Annotated in this window: 18 protein-coding genes; 10 read left to right on the forward strand and 8 right to left on the reverse strand. The window is 59.7% G+C overall.

Translation table 11 applies throughout. The features are described from left to right. Positions 1-3 precede the first annotated feature (3 nt). Together FB593_RS10635 and FB593_RS10640 are read left to right on the forward strand one after the other, a co-directional pair. Complete coding sequence (locus FB593_RS10635) at positions 4-633, forward strand: SGNH/GDSL hydrolase family protein (RefSeq protein ID WP_035199546.1); 630 nt, start codon at positions 4-6, stop codon at positions 631-633. Positions 634-711: 78 nt separating this feature from the next. Beyond that, complete coding sequence (locus FB593_RS10640; RefSeq protein ID WP_003511152.1) at positions 712-2,310, forward strand: ABC transporter substrate-binding protein; 1,599 nt, start codon at positions 712-714, stop codon at positions 2,308-2,310. A gap of 282 nt (positions 2,311-2,592) precedes the next feature. Here FB593_RS10640 and FB593_RS10645 read toward each other — a convergent pair whose 3' ends face one another. From FB593_RS10645 to FB593_RS10660, 4 genes are read right to left on the reverse strand one after another with little or no spacing between them, the layout of a single operon-like run. Further along, positions 2,593-3,351 carry an ABC transporter ATP-binding protein gene (locus tag FB593_RS10645; protein WP_003511153.1) on the reverse strand — a complete coding sequence of 253 codons (759 nt, stop codon included), beginning with the start codon at positions 3,349-3,351 and terminating at the stop codon, positions 2,593-2,595. After that, the gene (locus tag FB593_RS10650; protein ID WP_035199548.1) at positions 3,351-4,187 is read right to left on the reverse strand and encodes an ABC transporter ATP-binding protein; all 837 of its coding nucleotides are present in this window, start codon (positions 4,185-4,187) and stop codon (positions 3,351-3,353) included. The genes FB593_RS10645 and FB593_RS10650 overlap by 1 nt, the downstream gene beginning before the upstream one ends. 4 nt (positions 4,188-4,191) lie before the next feature. After that, positions 4,192-5,079, reverse strand: a complete 888-nt coding sequence (locus FB593_RS10655) for an ABC transporter permease (RefSeq protein WP_003511156.1) — start codon at positions 5,077-5,079, stop codon at positions 4,192-4,194. Next, complete coding sequence (locus FB593_RS10660; RefSeq protein WP_145166547.1) at positions 5,079-6,101, reverse strand: ABC transporter permease; 1,023 nt, start codon at positions 6,099-6,101, stop codon at positions 5,079-5,081. The genes FB593_RS10655 and FB593_RS10660 overlap by 1 nt, the downstream gene beginning before the upstream one ends. A gap of 331 nt (positions 6,102-6,432) precedes the next feature. On the opposite strand from FB593_RS10660, the gene FB593_RS10665 reads away from it, so the two are divergent. Then, positions 6,433-7,068: a LysE family translocator gene (locus FB593_RS10665; protein ID WP_112153083.1), complete on the forward strand. Its 636-nt coding sequence runs from the start codon at positions 6,433-6,435 to the stop codon at positions 7,066-7,068. A gap of 27 nt (positions 7,069-7,095) precedes the next feature. Here the strand turns inward: FB593_RS10665 and FB593_RS10670 are convergent, their stop codons facing one another. Beyond that, positions 7,096-7,827, reverse strand: coding sequence for a FadR/GntR family transcriptional regulator (locus FB593_RS10670; RefSeq protein ID WP_003511162.1), 732 nt, complete (start codon positions 7,825-7,827; stop codon positions 7,096-7,098). A gap of 121 nt (positions 7,828-7,948) precedes the next feature. Then, on the reverse strand, positions 7,949-8,935 hold the full coding sequence (locus tag FB593_RS10675) for a GlxA family transcriptional regulator (protein WP_112153084.1): 987 nt from the start codon (positions 8,933-8,935) through the stop codon (positions 7,949-7,951). A gap of 129 nt (positions 8,936-9,064) precedes the next feature. Here FB593_RS10675 and FB593_RS10680 point away from each other — a divergent pair, with 129 nt between their 5' ends. The 7 genes from FB593_RS10680 (at position 9,065) to FB593_RS10710 (ending at position 13,881) form a co-directional block, all read left to right on the forward strand. Then, entirely contained in the window at positions 9,065-9,892 is an 828-nt protein-coding gene (locus FB593_RS10680) for an alpha/beta fold hydrolase (protein ID WP_112153012.1), read from the forward strand. A 27-nt stretch (positions 9,893-9,919) separates the two neighbouring features. Beyond that, positions 9,920-10,711 carry an SDR family NAD(P)-dependent oxidoreductase gene (locus FB593_RS10685; RefSeq protein WP_003511167.1) on the forward strand — a complete coding sequence of 264 codons (792 nt, stop codon included), beginning with the start codon at positions 9,920-9,922 and terminating at the stop codon, positions 10,709-10,711. Between the two features lie 13 nt (positions 10,712-10,724). After that, positions 10,725-11,210 (forward strand): hypothetical protein, encoded by a 486-nt coding sequence (locus tag FB593_RS10690; RefSeq protein ID WP_003511169.1) that lies wholly within the window; start codon positions 10,725-10,727, stop codon positions 11,208-11,210. Positions 11,211-11,403: 193 nt separating this feature from the next. Then, complete coding sequence (blh, locus tag FB593_RS10695) at positions 11,404-12,699, forward strand: bifunctional sulfur transferase/dioxygenase Blh (RefSeq protein WP_145166548.1); 1,296 nt, start codon at positions 11,404-11,406, stop codon at positions 12,697-12,699. Then, a complete protein-coding gene (bigR, locus tag FB593_RS10700) occupies positions 12,693-13,046 on the forward strand; it encodes a sulfite-sensing transcriptional repressor BigR (protein WP_003511171.1) in 354 nt (117 codons plus the stop codon). The genes blh and bigR overlap by 7 nt, the downstream gene beginning before the upstream one ends. Then, a complete protein-coding gene (locus FB593_RS10705; protein WP_145166549.1) occupies positions 13,043-13,450 on the forward strand; it encodes a YeeE/YedE family protein in 408 nt (135 codons plus the stop codon). Before bigR ends, FB593_RS10705 begins: the two co-directional genes overlap by 4 nt. Next, the gene (locus FB593_RS10710) at positions 13,447-13,881 is read left to right on the forward strand and encodes a YeeE/YedE family protein (protein ID WP_145166550.1); all 435 of its coding nucleotides are present in this window, start codon (positions 13,447-13,449) and stop codon (positions 13,879-13,881) included. The genes FB593_RS10705 and FB593_RS10710 overlap by 4 nt, the downstream gene beginning before the upstream one ends. 60 nt (positions 13,882-13,941) lie before the next feature. On the opposite strand, the gene gpmI is transcribed toward FB593_RS10710, so the two are convergent. Together gpmI and FB593_RS10725 are read right to left on the reverse strand one after the other, a co-directional pair. Next, positions 13,942-15,459 (reverse strand): 2,3-bisphosphoglycerate-independent phosphoglycerate mutase, encoded by a 1,518-nt coding sequence (gene gpmI, locus FB593_RS10715; RefSeq protein ID WP_145166551.1) that lies wholly within the window; start codon positions 15,457-15,459, stop codon positions 13,942-13,944. Between the two features lie 212 nt (positions 15,460-15,671). Beyond that, on the reverse strand, positions 15,672-16,925 hold the full coding sequence (locus FB593_RS10725) for a dihydrolipoamide acetyltransferase family protein (RefSeq protein WP_145166552.1): 1,254 nt from the start codon (positions 16,923-16,925) through the stop codon (positions 15,672-15,674). Between the last annotated feature and the right edge of the window lie 2 nt (positions 16,926-16,927).

The raw sequence follows: 16,927 nt of genomic DNA on the forward strand, positions 1-16,927 counted from the left end.
GCTATGAAAACCGTGCTCGCCTTTGGAGACAGCCTCACCTGGGGCGCAGACCCGGCAACGGGTCTCCGCCACCGGCCTGAGCATCGCTGGCCGGAGGTGATGGAGGCAGAGCTTTCCGGAATGGCGAAGGTTCATGCCGAAGGACTAGGCGGGCGCACCACCTGTTATGACGACCATGCCGGCCCGGCCTGCCGCAATGGCGCGCGAGCTCTTGAAGTCGCGCTTTCGTGCCACATGCCGCTTGATCTTGTCATCGTCATGCTCGGCACCAACGACATCAAGCCGGTGCATGGCGGTCGCGCGGAAGCCGCCGTTTCGGGCATGCGGCGGCTGGCGCAAATCGTCGAGACTTTCATCTACAAGCCGCGAGATGCAGTGCCTAAGCTTCTGATCGTCGCGCCGCCGCCCTGCGTCGCCGGCCCGGGTGGAGAGCCCGCAGGCGGTCGCGATATCGGACAATCACTACGGCTTGCGCCGCTCTATCACAAACTCGCCGCCGAACTTGGGCATCACTTCTTTGATGCCGGATCGGTCGCCAGCGCCTCGCCAGTGGATGGCGTGCATCTGGAAGCGCCGGCAACGGCCGCAATCGGCCGGGCGCTCGCCGCTCCGGTCAGAGATATTCTTGGCTGATCACACGAAGCCTGTGGAGGAACAGGCGCGCGGATCGAAACGTGGAAGGCCGTATGAACCGGCCGTATGGGAGGAAAAATGAGACATTTTCTTGCAACCGCAGCCCTAGGTGCACTGCTGATCGGCGCCGTGCCGCTCAGCGTCTTTGCCGAAACGCCGAAGGACCAGCTCATCGTCGCCACGACCATGAGCAATATCCTGACCCTTGATCCAGCCGCCATTACCGGCCGCGAGACGGTGCAGGTTCTGAATAATATCTACGACACGCTGGTCGTGCTTTCGCCCAAAGATCGCAGCGTCCAGCCCCGCCTTGCCGAACGTTGGGAAATCGGCGAGGACCGGAAATCGATCCGCTTCCACCTGCGCGCCGACGCCAAGTTCGCGTCCGGCAACGCCGTGACGGCAAAGGACGTGGCTTGGAGCCTGAAACGTCTGCTCGCCCGCAATCTGGCGCAATCGTCTTTCCTCAAAACGCGCGGTTTCAAGCTGGAGGATGCCGACAAGCTTTTCGTCGCGGAAAACGACCAGACCTTCGTGCTTAATATTCCGAAACCTGATGATCCCAATCTGCTGCTGATGATCCTTGCACAGAATGGGCCCGGCTCGATCATCGACAGCCAGACGGCGCTTGCCAACGAAAAGGACGGCGATCTCGGTGGCGCGTGGCTGACGCTCAATTCGGCGGGCTCCGGCCCGTTCAAGCTGACCCAGTGGAAATCCAACGAATATATCATCCTCACCCGCAACGACGATTACTGGGGTGAAAAGGCCAAGATGAAGCGCGTCCTGATGCGCCATCTGCCGGAATCGCAATCGCAGCGGCTGATGCTGGAAAAGGGCGATATCGATGTCGCCTATTCCCTGCAGGCGCCGGACCTGAAGTCGCTCGAAGCCGACAAGACCATCGCCATCGAATCCACACCCGGCTCCGGTTTTTATTACCTCAGCGTTTCGATGAAGGACGAGCGCTTCGCGAACAAGAAAGTGCGCGAAGCCCTGCGTTACCTGATCGACTACGACGGTCTCGACAAGGCGGTCATGCCCTATTACGGCAAGCTGCATCAGCGCTCTCTCAGCACCGGTGTGATGGGCGCGCTGCCGGATCAGGGCTACAAGCTCGATATCGCAAAAGCCAAGGCGCTTCTGGCTGAAGCCGGTTATCCAAACGGTTTCAAGACGACGTTGCGCGTGCTCTCGGAAGACCCCTTCATGAAAGCGGCAACGGCCATCCAGAACACACTGGCCCAGGCCGGCATCCAGGCCGAACTTATCAGCGGTTCCGGCGACCAGATTTACGGCGCCATGCGCGAGCGCAACTTCGAACTGCTTCTCGGCCGCGGCGGCGGCGGTCAGCAGCCGCATCCGGACAACAACCTGCGCTCCATCGCCTATAATCCGAACAATGCGGATGACGCCAAGCTCACCAACTATCAGAGCTGGCGCACGAGCTTCTTCGATGAAAAGCTGAACAAGATGATCGAGGAAGCCCTTGTCGAGCGCGACGTGGCGAAACAGACGAAGCTCTACGAGGACCTTCAGGCCTATATGGACGAGATCGTCATGTCCATTCAGCCATTCTCCGAAGTCGTCGACACCGCCGCTTTCCGCAGCGACATCAAGGGTATGATCGTCAGCCCATGGCTCTCGCGCTTTGAAGAGGTGAGCAAGGAGCGGTGATCGGCTGCCATATCTGCGAGTAGGAGAAGGCGCGGCTAACCCCGCGCCTTTTTGCTGTAATGAAGCTCCATTCACCCAATGTGTTAGGCGCAAGCGAAGCCTCCGCACTCTGTCACGCCGGACGAGATCCGGGGTCTTGTGTGAGCAGCCTAAGCGCAGTTGGCGGCCCGCCCTCCCGCCGTAGCCATCCAAAAAAATTGCCCGGCACTGAAGGCCGGGCAAGGAAGGAGGATTTTATTATTCGTGATGCCCCGGAGGAGGACGATCACGCTTTGGGAGGTGTCATGCGCCTTCATATTCCAGCGAGGCGCCGATCAGTTCGCGCGCATAGGGATGTGTCGCACCATTGCCGGCGATTGCCTCACGCGGCAGGATTTCGGTGATTTCGCCGCGCAGCATCACGGCGAAGCGGTCGCACATGTGGTCGACCACGGCGAGATCGTGCGTCACCATGATATAGGTGAAGCCGCGCTCTTCGCGCAGGCGCTGCAACAGGTTGAGGATTTCGGCCTGCACCGAAACATCGAGCGCCGAGGTCGGCTCGTCGAGCAGAAGCAGCGACGGTTCAAGGATCAGCGCACGCGCAATCGCCACGCGCTGCCGCTGGCCGCCGGAAAGCTGATGCGGGAAGCGGTCCAGGAACGACACGGGCAGACCGACATCCGTAATTACCTTGCGCATGCGCTCTTCACGATCGCCCAGTTTATGGATGGCAAGCGATTCTCCGAGAACGGTGCGCACCGACTGGCGCGGATGCAGCGAACCATAGGGATCCTGAAACACCATCTGCAACGTGCGGCATCGCTCGATCAGCGGCATGTCGCGAACCGACTTTCCATTGATGAGGATTTCGCCGCTCCAGAAATCATTCAGCATCGACACGCAGCGCAACACTGTTGATTTGCCCGAACCGCTTTCACCGACCAGACCGAAACACTCGCCCGGCTCGACGCGAAAGGACACCGAAGGCAGCACTTTCAGCGCCGTGTGGCCGCTGCCGAAGGTGATGGAGAGATCGCGGGTTTCAACGGAAACGGCCATTATACTTTCTCCTCCAGCCATTCGGGGCGGCGATCCAGCACCGCAAGTGGCGCACGCGAGCCGCCAATCCGCGGCTGCGCCGCGAGCAGGCCGCGCGTGTAGGGGTGCTGCGCTTGATCGAGGTCGCGCGCGGCAAGCGTTTCCACCACCCGGCCGGCATACATGATGAGTACCCGGTCGCAGAAATTGCGCACGAGATTGAGGTCGTGGCTGATCATGATGAGACCGATGCCTCTATCCCGAACGAGGCCATCGAGAATATTCAAAACCTGCAGCCGTACCGTCACATCCAGCGCGGAGGTCGGCTCGTCGGCAATGACCAGATCAGGATCGGCAAGCAGCATCATCGCAATCATGACGCGCTGGCCCATGCCACCGGAAATCTCGTGCGGATATTGCTCGTAGACGCGCGCGGCGTCGCGGATTTTCACCGCATCGAGCATGGCGAGCGCCTTTTCCCGGGCTTCCGATTTCGACGCCTTGAAATGGCGCAGATAGGTCTCCGTCACCTGATCGCCGACACGGCGGATGGGATTGAGGGAGAATTTTGGATCCTGAAGGATCATCGACATGCGCCGTCCGCGAACCTTCAGCATCTCCTTCTCGCTGAGCGACAGAAGATCGAGGCCATCAAAATCAAGCTTGTCGGCCGTTATCGTCGCCGATGGAAGGAGGCGCAGCAAGGCCCTGCCAACGGTGGACTTGCCCGAGCCGCTTTCGCCGACAATGCCGAGACGCTCCCGGCCAAGGGTAAAGGAGATGCCGCGCACGGCCTCGGTGGGCGAACCGCCATAACGGATGCGAAGATTTTCGACGTCGAGGATTGGTTTTTCCATGGCCCTATTTCCGGTTCATCTGCTTTGGATCGAGCGCATCCCGCAGGCCGTCACCCAGAAGGTTGAAGGCGAGGCTGACAGAAAGGATCGCAACGCCGGGGAAAGTGACGAGCCACCAGCTGTCGAGCATGTAACGGCGTCCGGTCGCGATCATCGCGCCCCATTCAGGCAGGGGCGGCTGCGCGCCAAGGCCGAGGAAGCCGAGGCCTGCGGCGGTCAGAATGACGGTCGCCATATTCAGCGTCAGACGGATCAGGACCGAAGGCAGGCACATGGGCATGATCGATTTTATGATGATGCGCAGCGGCGAAGCACCCTGCAGCCTTGCGGCGGCAATGTAGTCCGCCTTGCGGAATGTCATCGCTTCGGCGCGTGCGAGCCGCGCGATCGGCGGCCATGAGGTGAGCGCGATCGCGATGATCGCATTGTTGAGGCTGGGCCCGAGCGCGGCCACGAAGGCGAGCGACAGGATGAGGCTCGGGAACGACAGGAAAATATCCGTGATGCGCATCATCACCGTATCGAACTTGCCGCCGAGATAACCGGAGGCCGTGCCGACCAGCAGACCGACCGGACCGACGATGATCGACACCAGCGAGATGATGGTGAGAGTGATGCGCGCGCCCCACAGAAGGCGACTGTAAATATCGCGTCCAAGCTCGTCCGTGCCAAAGAAATGGCCGTTACCGGGCGGCTGCAGCGTCTTGGCGAGATCCTGCACGTAAGGATCATGCGTCGCAAGCCAGGGCGCGAAAATCGCCGCGATGACGAGAAGCAGCAATATCACCAGGCCGAAGGCCGATGTCGGGCTTTTCAGCAGGAAGACAATGATGTTCTTCAGCGCGTTCAAAGGCACGGGAAGACGCAAGGAAGTTTCTGCACGAGCCGTCATCAGCGGGTCCTCGGATCGAAAAAGCGGTAGAGAATGTCGGACAGGAGATTGAGCCCGATGAAGATGACGCCGACGATAAGAACGCAGGTCATCACGGCATTCATGTCGCCGATGATAAGATTGCTGGTGAGATATTGGCCGAAGCCCGGCCAGGCGAAGACGGTCTCGATAAGGACAGCGCCTTCCAGCAGTGAGCCGTAAGCAAGGGCAATGATGGTGACGAGCTGCACGCGGATATTGCCGAAAGCATGCAGCCACACCGTCTGGCGTTGCGACAGGCCTTTGACGCGCGCAGTCGTGACATATTCCTGGCCCAACTGGTCGAGCATGAAGCTGCGCGTCATACGGGTGATATAGGCCGACGATGAATAACCAAGCAGAGCGGCGGGCAGGATGAGGTGATTGATGGCCGACCAGAAGACTTCCATATCGCCCGCCAGCAGGCTGTCGATGAGGAGGAAGCCCGTTCGTTCCTCCACGAGACCGATATAGAACTGGTCCATGCGGCCACCGCCGCCGACAAGCCCGAGATGAGCGTAAAAAACGATCAGCGCAATCATACCGGTCCAGAAAATCGGCATGGAATGGCCGAACAGGCTGAGCACCCGGACCAAATGGTCCTGCCAGCGGTCTTTCTTGACGGCGGCATAAACCCCCATGGGAATCCCGAGGCCGGCACCGATCAGGATCGCGAAGGTGGCAAGCTCCATCGTCGCCGGCATGACGCGTATGATATCCTGGATGACGGGCTGGCCCGTGCGGATCGAGGTTCCGAAATCCCCGGTGAACACATCGCCGAGATAATAGATGAATTGTTGCCAGAGCGGACGCTCGAAACCGAGCGCATGGTAAACCTGCTCATATGTTTCGCGGGTCGCGTCCTCGCCGACGATGGCCCGCACCGGATCAGCGGGCATCAGGCGGCCGATGAAAAAGGTCAGCAGCAGCAATCCGAGCAGCGTGACCGCAATACTTCCGATCTGGCCGGACAGGCCATACAGCGAAAGGCGTCTTTTTGGCATGGTTCCTCCCTTGCCAGAAGTCGATTGCACAAAATAACAAAGGCGCAATCCTGTCTGACAACTATTCGCAAGTTGTCACAGGTGTGGAGAGCTGTCAAGCATATGCCGATAAAATTGGTCCTGCGGGAGGCTTGGAAGATGACTGAAGCAGGCAACAACGCTGCCTTTCAAGACCGAGATTTCATCCGAAATCCAGCGGTTCTTTGCTTTGCCGGAGAAAGGAATCACACATATTGCCGCGATGACAAAAGCCTGTATTCTTCGCTTCGAACTGCCTGTGGAGATGCCAGTCCGGCACCGGCACATGTCCTGCTTCAAGGGGGATGAAGAGATGGCGGAAATGACACTTCTGGCATTTGCGATAGTTGCCTTTATCGGTATTGCCACACCTGGCCCGACGGTTTTGCTGGCGCTTGCGAATGGCTCGCGTTTCGGGGTCCGCCGTGCCTTGACCGGCATGGCTGGTGCGGTGCTGTCAGATTTCGTCCTGATCGGCGCGGTTGCACTGGGATTGGGAGCATTGCTCGCCGCCTCGGAGTTCTGGTTCGGCGTCGTCAAATGGGTCGGCGTTTGTTATCTTGCCTTCCTGGGCGCCATGCTTTTGCGCTCCAGAGGCTCGCTTGATGGCGCTCTTCAATCGGCAGACACTTCCGGGGCCACTTCCGCCCGCTCGATTTTCCTCAAAAGCTTCCTTGTAGCCGTGACCAACCCCAAGGGATATCTGTTCTTTTCGGCTTTCCTGCCGCAATTCATCGATCCGGCAGCACCGCAGATCCAGCAATATGCGGTGCTTGCGCTGGTTTTTGCCGGCATCGATTTCATCGTCATGTTCGGATATGCCCTGCTGGGCTCGCAGGCCGTCAGACTGTTGCGGAAGTCAGGGGCGTTATGGCTCGACCGCATTTGCGGCGGCGCACTTTTGACGCTTGCCGCCTCTCTGGCTTTCTACCGACGGGCGAGCGCTTAACCTGCTGAGAAAGCTGAAATTTCCTAGTTATTCAGCGGCTGTACGGGAGCGCAAAAGCACCTTGTAGCGCTCAAGACTACCGCGCAGATGCGCCGCCATATATTGGCGGGCAGCATCGGCATCGCCTTCGATGATGGCGTCAACGATCTTCGCATGCTCCTCCTGGAGATGAAGATTGTAGTCCTTCGGACGGGAACCGGGCGCCGCCCCCTGTAATTCGCCACGCGGGATGATGCCGGAGCGGATGAGTTGAAGAAACTCGGGGAATCGCCTGTTCTGCGTCGCCTGTGCAATGGCCAGATGGAACTCGAAATCGGCATCCCGCGTCGGCAACCCGGCGGCGAGACAGTCGCCAACGCGCCGATGCGCATCGACAATCGACTCCACCTGCACGGCGGAACGGCGCGATGCCGCAAGCCCGGCGGACTCAACTTCGAAGACGGTGCGCAATTCCAGCAGTTCGATTACCGAGGAGATCCGCCCCACTGCGAGATCATTGAAAGGCACTTCCTTGGCCGGCTTCACCTCAATGGCAAAAACGCCCGCTCCCTTGCGGGCCTCTACGAGACCATCCGCGCGCAGAATGGCGATGGCCTCCCGCACCACGGTGCGGCTGACGGAATATTCACGTGTCAGCGCGCTCTCACTCGGGAGACGGTCGCCGGGACGGAACACGCCTTCAGACAAATCCCGCCGCAATGCGGAGCTGATTTTCGCCGCGAGCGATATTCCCGGCTTCGTGCTGCTCTCAACGTCCATTCCGGCCCACCTGTTTTAAACTTGTCTGGCATGTTAGCAAACACCCGCCACATTGCAAGGGCCGCGCTTCTCGCACTAACCTCGTTGCGAAGCGGCAATGTCGCAACAGCGGGATTTGCCCTCAGGCGGCCACCATGGCCGAACCGCTGGAAAAGCGGTTTCTGTACTCGCCCGGCGAGAGGCCGAGAATACGGTGAAATACACGACGGAAGGCAGCGGCATCCTCGTATCCCACCGACCAGGCAATCTGGTCTACCGAACGACGGGTGAATTCCAGCAGTTCCCGCGCCTTGCCGACACGAAGATGCTGGACATATTCGATAGGCTTCATACCGGTGGCGGCCTTGAAACGGCGAAGGAAGGTTCGCTCCTCAAGCCCGGCATGTGCGGCCATATCGGAGACACTGGTCGCCCGCCCGGCGCGCGCCTGCAGCCAGTGCTGTACCTTCAGGATCGGCTCGTCGCCATGCGTCAACCGCGGCGCAAAACTGCTGTAATGTCGCTGCTCCCGACCGGAGGGGTCGATCAGCAGGAATTTACCGGTCTCGATCATCACCGAAGGCCCAAGCAGCCGGTCAACAATGCGCAGACCAAGATCGGTCCATGCCATCAGCCCACCCGCCGTGATGATATCGCCGTCTTCGATGACGATCTTGTCTATCTCCAGGCGGATATCGGGAAAGCGCTCGCGAAACCGTTCCGCAAACAGCCAGTGGGTAGTGGCCGGCCGGCCGGCCAGAAGACCTGTCGCAGCGATGATGAAGGAACCGCCGCAACTGGCTGCCAGCGTCGCGCCCTGCGCATGCCGGTCCAGCAGCCAGCGAGCATAGGGCCCGGCCTCATCGATTTCGGCTGGCCCGGTCAGCCGGCCGGGTACGACGAAGATATTGGGATGCCCCGGCCTGCCCGGCTCGGTGTCATGACAACGGGAAAACTCACCGCCCTCACCCATGCTCCAGTGGCTGACGCGCAGTTTCGGCCCACCACGATCCTCTGAGAAGACCGACGCGATGGCAAAAAGATCGGTGATGCCGTGCACCATGGCGACCTGACAGTCCCGGTAGAGAACCAGACCGACTTCCAGCGCACTTCCCGCAACACCCGCCATGCCCCACATCCCCGTTTTGTCAGTTTCGGCTCGTTTTCTGTCAGAAGCGCCAATCCAGCCCCGGCTGTCTCCAGAGTATCTCTATTCCCACAGGACGCAAGCAAACCACCCGCAACAGGAGAGAGAGCCATGACAACGATAGTCACCAGAGACGGAACGCACATCTTCTACAAGGACTGGGGTTCGAAAGACGGCCAGCCCATCATCTTTTCCCACGGCTGGCCGCTCAGTGCCGATGCATGGGACGCGCAGATGGTATTCTTTGCCAATAACGGTTTCCGCACCATCGCCCATGATCGCCGCAGCCACGGCCGCTCCGACCAGGTCTGGCACAGCAACACCATGGATCAATATGCTGACGATCTGGCCGAGCTAATCGAACAGCTCGATCTTCACGACATCATTCTCGTCGGCCATTCCACCGGCGGCGGCGAGGTAACGCGCTATATCGGCCGCCATGGTACGGCCCGCGTCGCCAGGATCGCCCTCATCGGCGCAGTACCGCCGCTGATGCTGAAGACGGAAAGCAATGCCATCGGCCTGCCGATCGATGTTTTCGACGGCATCCGCAAGGGTACCTACGACAATCGCAGCCAGTTCTTCAGGGATCTGACCATTCCTTTCTACGGCTATAACCGTGAAGGTGCTGTGATTTCTGAAGGTATTCGCGACGAGTTCTGGCGGCAGGGCATGATGGGCGGCCTCAAGGGCCAGCTCGACAGCATCCGCGCCTTTTCGGAAAGCGATTTCCATCAGGACCTGAAGGCTTTCGACAAGCCAACGCTCGTACTGCACGGCGACGACGACCAGATCGTGCCGATCGGCGCTTCGGCGCTCTCCACGGTCAAGATCGTCAAACATGCGACCCTCAAGGTCTATGAGGGCGCCGACCATGGACTGACACAGACCCATCAGGACCGGTTCAACGCCGACCTTCTTGCTTTCATCAACGCCTGAAACCATCAGACAAAGGAAACACGGGACATGACACAGAATACGTTTCTCATCACCGGGGCGTCCGATGGCATTGGCGCTGTTTATGCCGAGCGCCTGGCAAAACGCGGCCACGATCTTATCCTCGTGGCGCGACGCGCCGAAAAGCTGAAGGCGCTGGCCGAGCGGCTGGAAAAGGATCACCAGATCGCTGTCGAGGTTCTGGCAGCAGACCTTTCACGGGCGGAAGACCTCGAAAGGGTAGAGGCACGGCTGCGCGAGGACCGGCGGATCACCGGTCTCGTCAACAATGCCGGTATTGCCGGAGACGGCGCTATCACGGAACTGGACCCGGCCCATGTCACGACGATGATCAATCTCAATATCCTTGCCGTCACCCGGCTTGCAGCGGCGATCGCACCGCGTCTTGCAGCAGATGGAAAGGGCACGATCATCAATATCACCTCGGTCACGGCCTTGATGCCGGCAGCATTTACCGCCGTTTATCCGGCGACCAAAGCCTTTGTGCTTGCCTTCACCGAGGCGCTGCACGCGCAGCTTTCCCCTTCCGGCGTTCGGGTTCAAGGTGTCCTGCCGGGCATCACCCGCACGGCCATCTGGGAAGAGGAACGTCTCGACGCCATTCCCGCCGCCATGGTCATGGATGCTCACGAGATGGTGGATGCAGCCCTGGCCGGTCTTGATCTGGGCGAGACGCTGACCATTCCTTCCCTGCCGGATACGGCAGACCTTGAAAATTTCCTTGCGGCCCGCGCTGCATTGAGGCCCAATCTATCGCATGCACATGCCGCCAGCCGGTATGGTGCAACCCAAACTGAATAGAGGGAGACGCATCATGATCCTCGGACTGACCATTCCCCAATTCACGACATTGCACGTTGCCTTGAGCCTCATAGGCATCGTAACCGGATTGATCGCCCTGCCCGCTTATGCGGCAGGGCGATGGATGCCGCGCATGATGGCGCTGTTTCTCGTCACCACGCTCGCCACAACGCTCACCGGCTTCCTGTTTCCAATCGGCAACTTCACACCGGCACTCGGCGTTGGCATCATCTCGACCATCATTCTGGCGGTCGCGCTGGTCGCGCTTTACGGATACGGTCTCAATGGCAGGGCGCGAACTGTTTATTCGATCACCGCCACGATGGGCCTTTATCTGAATATGTTCGTGCTGATCGTTCAGTCCTTTCTCAAGGTCGAGGCACTGAACGCACTGGCTCCGAACGGCAACGAACCACCATTCCTTGTCGCTCAACTCGCCCTGCTTGTTGCGGCAATCTGTCTTGGCTGGAAAGCGACGCGCCGCAAGCTTTTAGCCTGAAGCCAGCCCCCGCCCACACTCACCTGCGGGCTTCCCGGAAAAGCACACTTGCTCGATCCCCTTCGGGCAAGCTTGTGATTTCGTCGTGAACACAGGAAATCGCCACCTCTGAAATTTTCTCTTCCGTCTGTTGCCGCCGAACAATATACATTATATGATAACGTATATTAATTTAGAACAACAGGAGAAACCGATGAGTGCCGTGAGGATCAACGAACGTCTGACGGTCGCAGGCCAGCCGGATATCTCCGACTTTTCATCGCTTTCCGATCAGGGCTACAAAAGCATCATCAATGCCCGGCCGGATGGCGAAGAGCCCGGCCAGCCGGGCAATGAACATGAAAAAAGCGCCGCCAATGCTGCGGGTCTTGCCTACAGTTTCATTCCGGTCAATGGCCCGACTATTACCGAAGCCGATATTCGTGCCTTTCAGCAGACGATGACCGAGGCCAAAGGCCCCGTATTTGCCCATTGCAAGGGTGGAGCGCGAGCGCTGACCCTCTATGTGCTTGGCGAAGCGCTGGACGGGCGCATGAAACAAAGCGAGATCGCGACTTTCGGCCAACAGCATGGTTTCGATCTTTCCGGCGCCGTCCGCTGGCTGGAGCGGCAGGCTGCGGCAAAGCCGCACGTCAAGGCTTTCTTCGATCCGAGCACGTCGAGCGTGCAATATGTCGTTTCCGACCCCGCAACCCGGCGCTGTGCCATCATCGATCCGGTCTACGATTTCGACGAGAAATCGGGGGCGACCGGCACGGTGAATGCCGATGCCATTCTGGCCTATGTCAAGGCGCAAGGCCTGGCGGTGGAATGGGTTCTGGACACGCATCCGCATGCCGACCATTTTTCCGCCGCCCACTATCTCAGCCAAAGAACCGGCGCGAAAACGGCAATCGGCGCCAAGGTCACCGGTGTGCAGCGGCTGTGGCAGGAGAAATATAACTGGCCCGATCTTGAAACAGACGGCTCGCAATGGGACCGGCTGTTTGAAGCGGGAGACCGGTTCAACATCGGTTCGCTGGAAGCTCGCGTGCTGTTTTCACCCGGACATACGCTCGCCTCCGTGACCTACGTGGTGGGCGACGCCGCATTCGTGCATGACACTCTTTTCATGCCTGATTCCGGCACGGCGCGCGCCGATTTTCCAGGCGGCAGCGCCAGAGAACTCTGGGCATCCATTCAGGAGATTCTCGCCCTTCCCGACGAAACGCGGCTTTTCACCGGACACGACTATCAACCCGGTGGCCGCGCGCCCAAATGGGAAAGCACTGTTGGAGAACAGAAACGCGGCAATCCGCATCTGGCTGGCATGACAGAGGAAGGCTTCATCCAGCTGCGTGAGGCGCGGGATCGCACCTTGCCGATGCCGAAGCTCATTCTGCACGCCTTGCAGGTGAATATCCGTGGCGGCCGCCTGCCGGAGCCGGAGGCCAATGGCAAACGTTATCTGAAATTCCCGCTCGACGTGCTGGAGGGCAGCACATGGTAAAGGAAAACATGCGGAAACAGATACCTGATATCACCGAAATCCCGCTTGCCGAGATGGAGGAACGCGCAGTCGAGGTCGCCATACTCTTGAAGACACTTGCCCATCCCGCGCGGCTGATGCTCGCCTGCACGCTGGCGCAAGGGGAGTTTTCCGTTGGCGAGCTGGAAGCCAAGCTGGATATCCGCCAGCCCACACTTTCCCAGCAGCTTGGGGTTTTGCGTGAGGCGGGCGTTGTTGAAACGCGGCGCGAGGCCAAACAGATCTTTTACCGGTTAACCGAGGAGAAAGCGGCGCAGCTGATCGAGGCTCTCTATACCATCTTCTGTGCGCCGGAGGAAAACCCGTGACAGCCTATTGGCCCTCTCTCTTCGGCGGTATGCTGCTCGGCCTCGCGAGTATTATTCTGTTTCTCTTTAACGGCCGCATCGCCGGCATCAGCGGCATCCTGGGCAATGTGCTCGGCAAGGAACGGCGCTTGACGGATGTGGCCTTCGTCGCAGGTTTGCTGACAGGCCCGTATCTTTACGCCGCCGCATTCGGCCGCTTTCCCGCGCTCACCATATCTGCACCCTGGCCGCTGATCGTCATTGCTGGGCTGCTGGTGGGGTTCGGTACGCGCATGGGATCCGGCTGCACATCCGGCCATGGCATCATGGGTCTTGCGCGATTTTCCCGGCGCTCCATCACCGCCACTGCCATCTTCCTGATCACCGGTATCCTTGCCGCGACGATAACCGGAGCGCTGTCATGAAAAATCAGGTCATGGCGCGTTTCGTGGTGGCACTTGCGGCCGGGGCACTGTTCGGATTTGGCCTCTCCCTGTCCGGCATGATCGATCCTGCCCGCGTTTCAGGCTTTCTCGACGTGGCAAGCGGCCATTGGGACCCGAGCCTGATGTTCGTTCTCGGCGGTGCGGTTTTGGTCGCCGTGCCGGGCGTTCTGTTGTGCCGTTTCCTTGCCAAACCGATTCTCAGTGCGGAATTTCACCTTGCCGCCAAAACTCGGGTCGACGCGCCGTTGGTTGTGGGCTCGGCTATGTTCGGCGCAGGCTGGGGGTTTGCCGGTTTCTGCCCCGGCCCGGCAATATCGGCGCTTGCTCTCGGCCTAATGCCGGTCATTCTCTTCGTTTGCGCCATGATCGCCGGCATGCTCGTTCACGACCGAATCTACGCCAAACGGTAGGCATTTCCGCCTCGCCTGGACATGCGCGAGAGCAGCAGGCTCTCGCGCATCGTCGCCGGATTACAGGTCAATCAGGCTTTTGCCTGTCATTTCCGCAGGCAGCGGCACATTCATCAATTGCAGCAGCGTGGGAGCGACATCGGCAAGGATACCGTCATGCAGCTTCGCGCCTTCAGGTCCGCCGAACAGGATCACCGGTACCGGATTGGTGGTGTGCGCGGTGTGCGGGCCACCGGTTACCGGGTCAACCATGGTTTCACAATTACCGTGGTCGGCAATCACCAGCATGGCGCCGCCAACCTTTTCCAGAGCGGCAACGACTGCGGCGAGCCCCCGGTCCACGGCTTCGCAAGCCTTGATCGCGGCTTGCAGATCGCCGGTATGGCCCACCATGTCGGGATTGGCGTAATTGGTGACGATGAGATCGTAACCCTTGCCGATCGCCTCGACGAATTTCTCCGTCACCTCAGGCGCGCTCATTTCCGGCTGCAGATCGTAGGTCGCAACCTTCGGAGACTTCGGCATGAAGCGGTCTTCGCCCACTTCAGGTTCTTCCTTGCCACCATTCAGGAAGAAAGTGACATGCGGATATTTTTCCGTCTCGGCCAGTCGGAACTGCCGCAGACCCTGCTTGGCAACCCAGGCGCCCAACGTATTTTCGATATCGCGCTTAGGGTAAGCCGTCGTCATGAAGGTCGCATGTTTGGTGGAATATTCCACCATGCCAAGCAGCGCCGAAAGCACTGGCTTTTCACGGACAAACCCGTCGAAATCATCCGCACCGATGGCAAGCAGGATTTCACGAGCGCGGTCGGCACGGAAATTCAGGCAGAAGAGACCGTCGCCGGATTTGAAGCCTTCGTAACCATCGATGACCGTTGGCAGGATGAATTCATCCGTAACATCATTTTTGTAGCTTGCGGCAACGGCGCTCACCGCGTCCGGCGCATGTTCGCCCCGGCCGAGAACCATGGCGTCATAGGCCTTTTCAACACGCTCCCAGCGATTATCGCGGTCCATCGCATAATAACGGCCGATCACCGTGCCAATGCTGGCGCCTTGCGGCAGGCTTGCCGCAAATGCGGCGACGAAGCTCTCTGCGGACTGCGGCGCGACATCGCGACCATCGGTGATGGCGTGCACGACGACCTTCAAACCCAGATCGGTCAGCAGCTTCACCGCCGCCCGACCGTGGACGATGTGGCCGTGAACGCCGCCATCGGAGACGACGCACATCACATGCGCCACGCCGCCCGCAGCCTTCACCTTGGCGGCGAAATCGAGCATCGCAGCGTTCCTGAAAAAGCTGCCGTCTTCGATAGCCAGATCGATCTGGCCAAGATCCATGGCGACGATGCGACCGGCGCCGATATTGGTGTGTCCAACTTCCGAATTGCCCATTTGCCCGGTGGGCAGACCGACATTCGGGCCGAAGGTGGTCAGCCGCGCATTCGGGCAGGTGGCGAAAAGCCTATCCATGGTGGGCGTGTTTGCCAGTACCGGCGCATTGCTGGACGTGTCCTCGCTCAGTCCCCAGCCATCGAGAATAGTCAGGACAACGGGTTTGGGAGTGCTCATGAAAGGACCTTCTTCTTCATTCGGTTGCCGACGAACAGCGAAGCGCTGGGCACCGGAGCGCCCCCGTCCGCCACTATGATCATGATGAGAAAACACGCTTCTCGTTCTTTCTCTTCTATACTCGAAGATCGCGAACGCAAGCCTATACCGACACCGAAACAGTTCCGTGAAGCTGAAGTGCTTCACGGAAGAAAATCCTTTTCGAACGAAGCTCAGCCGTCGATGAAGATCAGCGCCGGCTTTTCCAGCAGCGCCTTGATAGCCTGAATGAAGACGGCGGCATCCCAGCCGTCTACGACCCGGTGATCGAAGCTGGAGGAGAGGTTCATCATTTTGCGCGGCACGAAACCGCTGCCATCCCAGACCGGTCGGGTCACGATCTTGTTCACGCCGATGATCGCCACCTCCGGGTGATTGATGATGGGCGTCGAAACGATACCGCCAAGGGGGCCGAGCGAGCTGATGGTGATGGTGGACCCCGTCAACTCGTCCCGTTGCGCGGCGCCGGTGCGCGACGCCTCGGCCACGCGCATAACTTCAGCAGCACAATCCCAAAGGCCGAGCGCTTCCGTGTGGCGAACGACCGGGACCATCAGCCCCGTAGGTGTCTGCGTGGCTATGCCGATATGCACCGCTTCGTAGTGACTGACGACCCCTTTTTCGTCATCGAAGGTGGCATTCATGCCGGGATGATCGGCGACCGTTTTCACAAGTGCGCGCATCAGGAACGGCAGGATCGTCAGTTTCGGCTGTCCTGACCGGCGGTTGCCATTCATGGTCGTGCGCAAATCCTCCAGATCGGTCACGTCGATTTCCTCGACATAGGTGATGTGGGGAATGCGGGAGACGGAAAGCGTCATCTTCTCGGCGATCTTGCGCCTCAGCCCTGTCACCTTCACCTCTTCGACAGCGCTATCGCGGGAAGCTATCGGCGCAGCGGGCCGCTCAGATTGCGACCGTGCGGTCAGAAATGTATCGAGATCGGCGTGGGTGATATGCCCGTCCGGCCCTGTTCCCCTCACTTGTCCGAGATCGATATCGAGATCGTCGGCGCGCTGGCGAACGGCTGGCGACGCCAGAGGTTTATGGTGTTCCACCTCAGGGGAAGGCGGCGCATCCTGTATTTCGCGGGCGGGCTGGATTTCAGCCGCTGGCGGCTCTTCCGTCATGTCGGATGGCGCTTCCGGCTCGGTCACATCCGCGGGGGCAGCAGCAACAGCGGAGGCATTGGTTTCGATGCGCACCAGCGGCGCCTTAACCGCCACCGTATCACCCACCTCCGCTGCCAACCATGTGACGACGCCCGCAACCGGCGATGGGATTTCAACCGTCGCCTTGTCGGTCATCACAGCGGCCAGCACCATATCCTCGTGCACGGGATCGCCGGGTTTGACATTCCATTCCACCAGTTCGGCTTCCGCAACACCTTCGCCGACATCAGGCATAGTGATAACAAATTCCGCCATCT

The sequence above is a fragment of the Rhizobium sp. SJZ105 genome (assembly GCF_007828365.1).
Taxonomy (GTDB): Bacteria; Pseudomonadota; Alphaproteobacteria; order Rhizobiales; family Rhizobiaceae; genus Agrobacterium; species Agrobacterium tumefaciens.

Coding starts and splice junctions, on each gene's coding strand:
- FB593_RS10635 (WP_035199546.1), top strand. CDS start 4: ATGAAAACCGTGCTCGCCTTTGGAGACAGCCTCACCTGGGGCGCAGAC.
- FB593_RS10640 (WP_003511152.1), top strand. CDS start 712: ATGAGACATTTTCTTGCAACCGCAGCCCTAGGTGCACTGCTGATCGGC.
- FB593_RS10645 (WP_003511153.1), bottom strand. CDS start 3,351: ATGGCCGTTTCCGTTGAAACCCGCGATCTCTCCATCACCTTCGGCAGC.
- FB593_RS10650 (WP_035199548.1), bottom strand. CDS start 4,187: ATGGAAAAACCAATCCTCGACGTCGAAAATCTTCGCATCCGTTATGGC.
- FB593_RS10655 (WP_003511156.1), bottom strand. CDS start 5,079: ATGACGGCTCGTGCAGAAACTTCCTTGCGTCTTCCCGTGCCTTTGAAC.
- FB593_RS10660 (WP_145166547.1), bottom strand. CDS start 6,101: ATGCCAAAAAGACGCCTTTCGCTGTATGGCCTGTCCGGCCAGATCGGA.
- FB593_RS10665 (WP_112153083.1), top strand. CDS start 6,433: ATGGCGGAAATGACACTTCTGGCATTTGCGATAGTTGCCTTTATCGGT.
- FB593_RS10670 (WP_003511162.1), bottom strand. CDS start 7,827: ATGGACGTTGAGAGCAGCACGAAGCCGGGAATATCGCTCGCGGCGAAA.
- FB593_RS10675 (WP_112153084.1), bottom strand. CDS start 8,935: ATGGCGGGTGTTGCGGGAAGTGCGCTGGAAGTCGGTCTGGTTCTCTAC.
- FB593_RS10680 (WP_112153012.1), top strand. CDS start 9,065: ATGACAACGATAGTCACCAGAGACGGAACGCACATCTTCTACAAGGAC.
- FB593_RS10685 (WP_003511167.1), top strand. CDS start 9,920: ATGACACAGAATACGTTTCTCATCACCGGGGCGTCCGATGGCATTGGC.
- FB593_RS10690 (WP_003511169.1), top strand. CDS start 10,725: ATGATCCTCGGACTGACCATTCCCCAATTCACGACATTGCACGTTGCC.
- blh (WP_145166548.1), top strand. CDS start 11,404: ATGAGTGCCGTGAGGATCAACGAACGTCTGACGGTCGCAGGCCAGCCG.
- bigR (WP_003511171.1), top strand. CDS start 12,693: ATGGTAAAGGAAAACATGCGGAAACAGATACCTGATATCACCGAAATC.
- FB593_RS10710 (WP_145166550.1), top strand. CDS start 13,447: ATGAAAAATCAGGTCATGGCGCGTTTCGTGGTGGCACTTGCGGCCGGG.
- gpmI (WP_145166551.1), bottom strand. CDS start 15,459: ATGAGCACTCCCAAACCCGTTGTCCTGACTATTCTCGATGGCTGGGGA.
- FB593_RS10725 (WP_145166552.1), bottom strand. CDS start 16,925: ATGGCGGAATTTGTTATCACTATGCCTGATGTCGGCGAAGGTGTTGCG.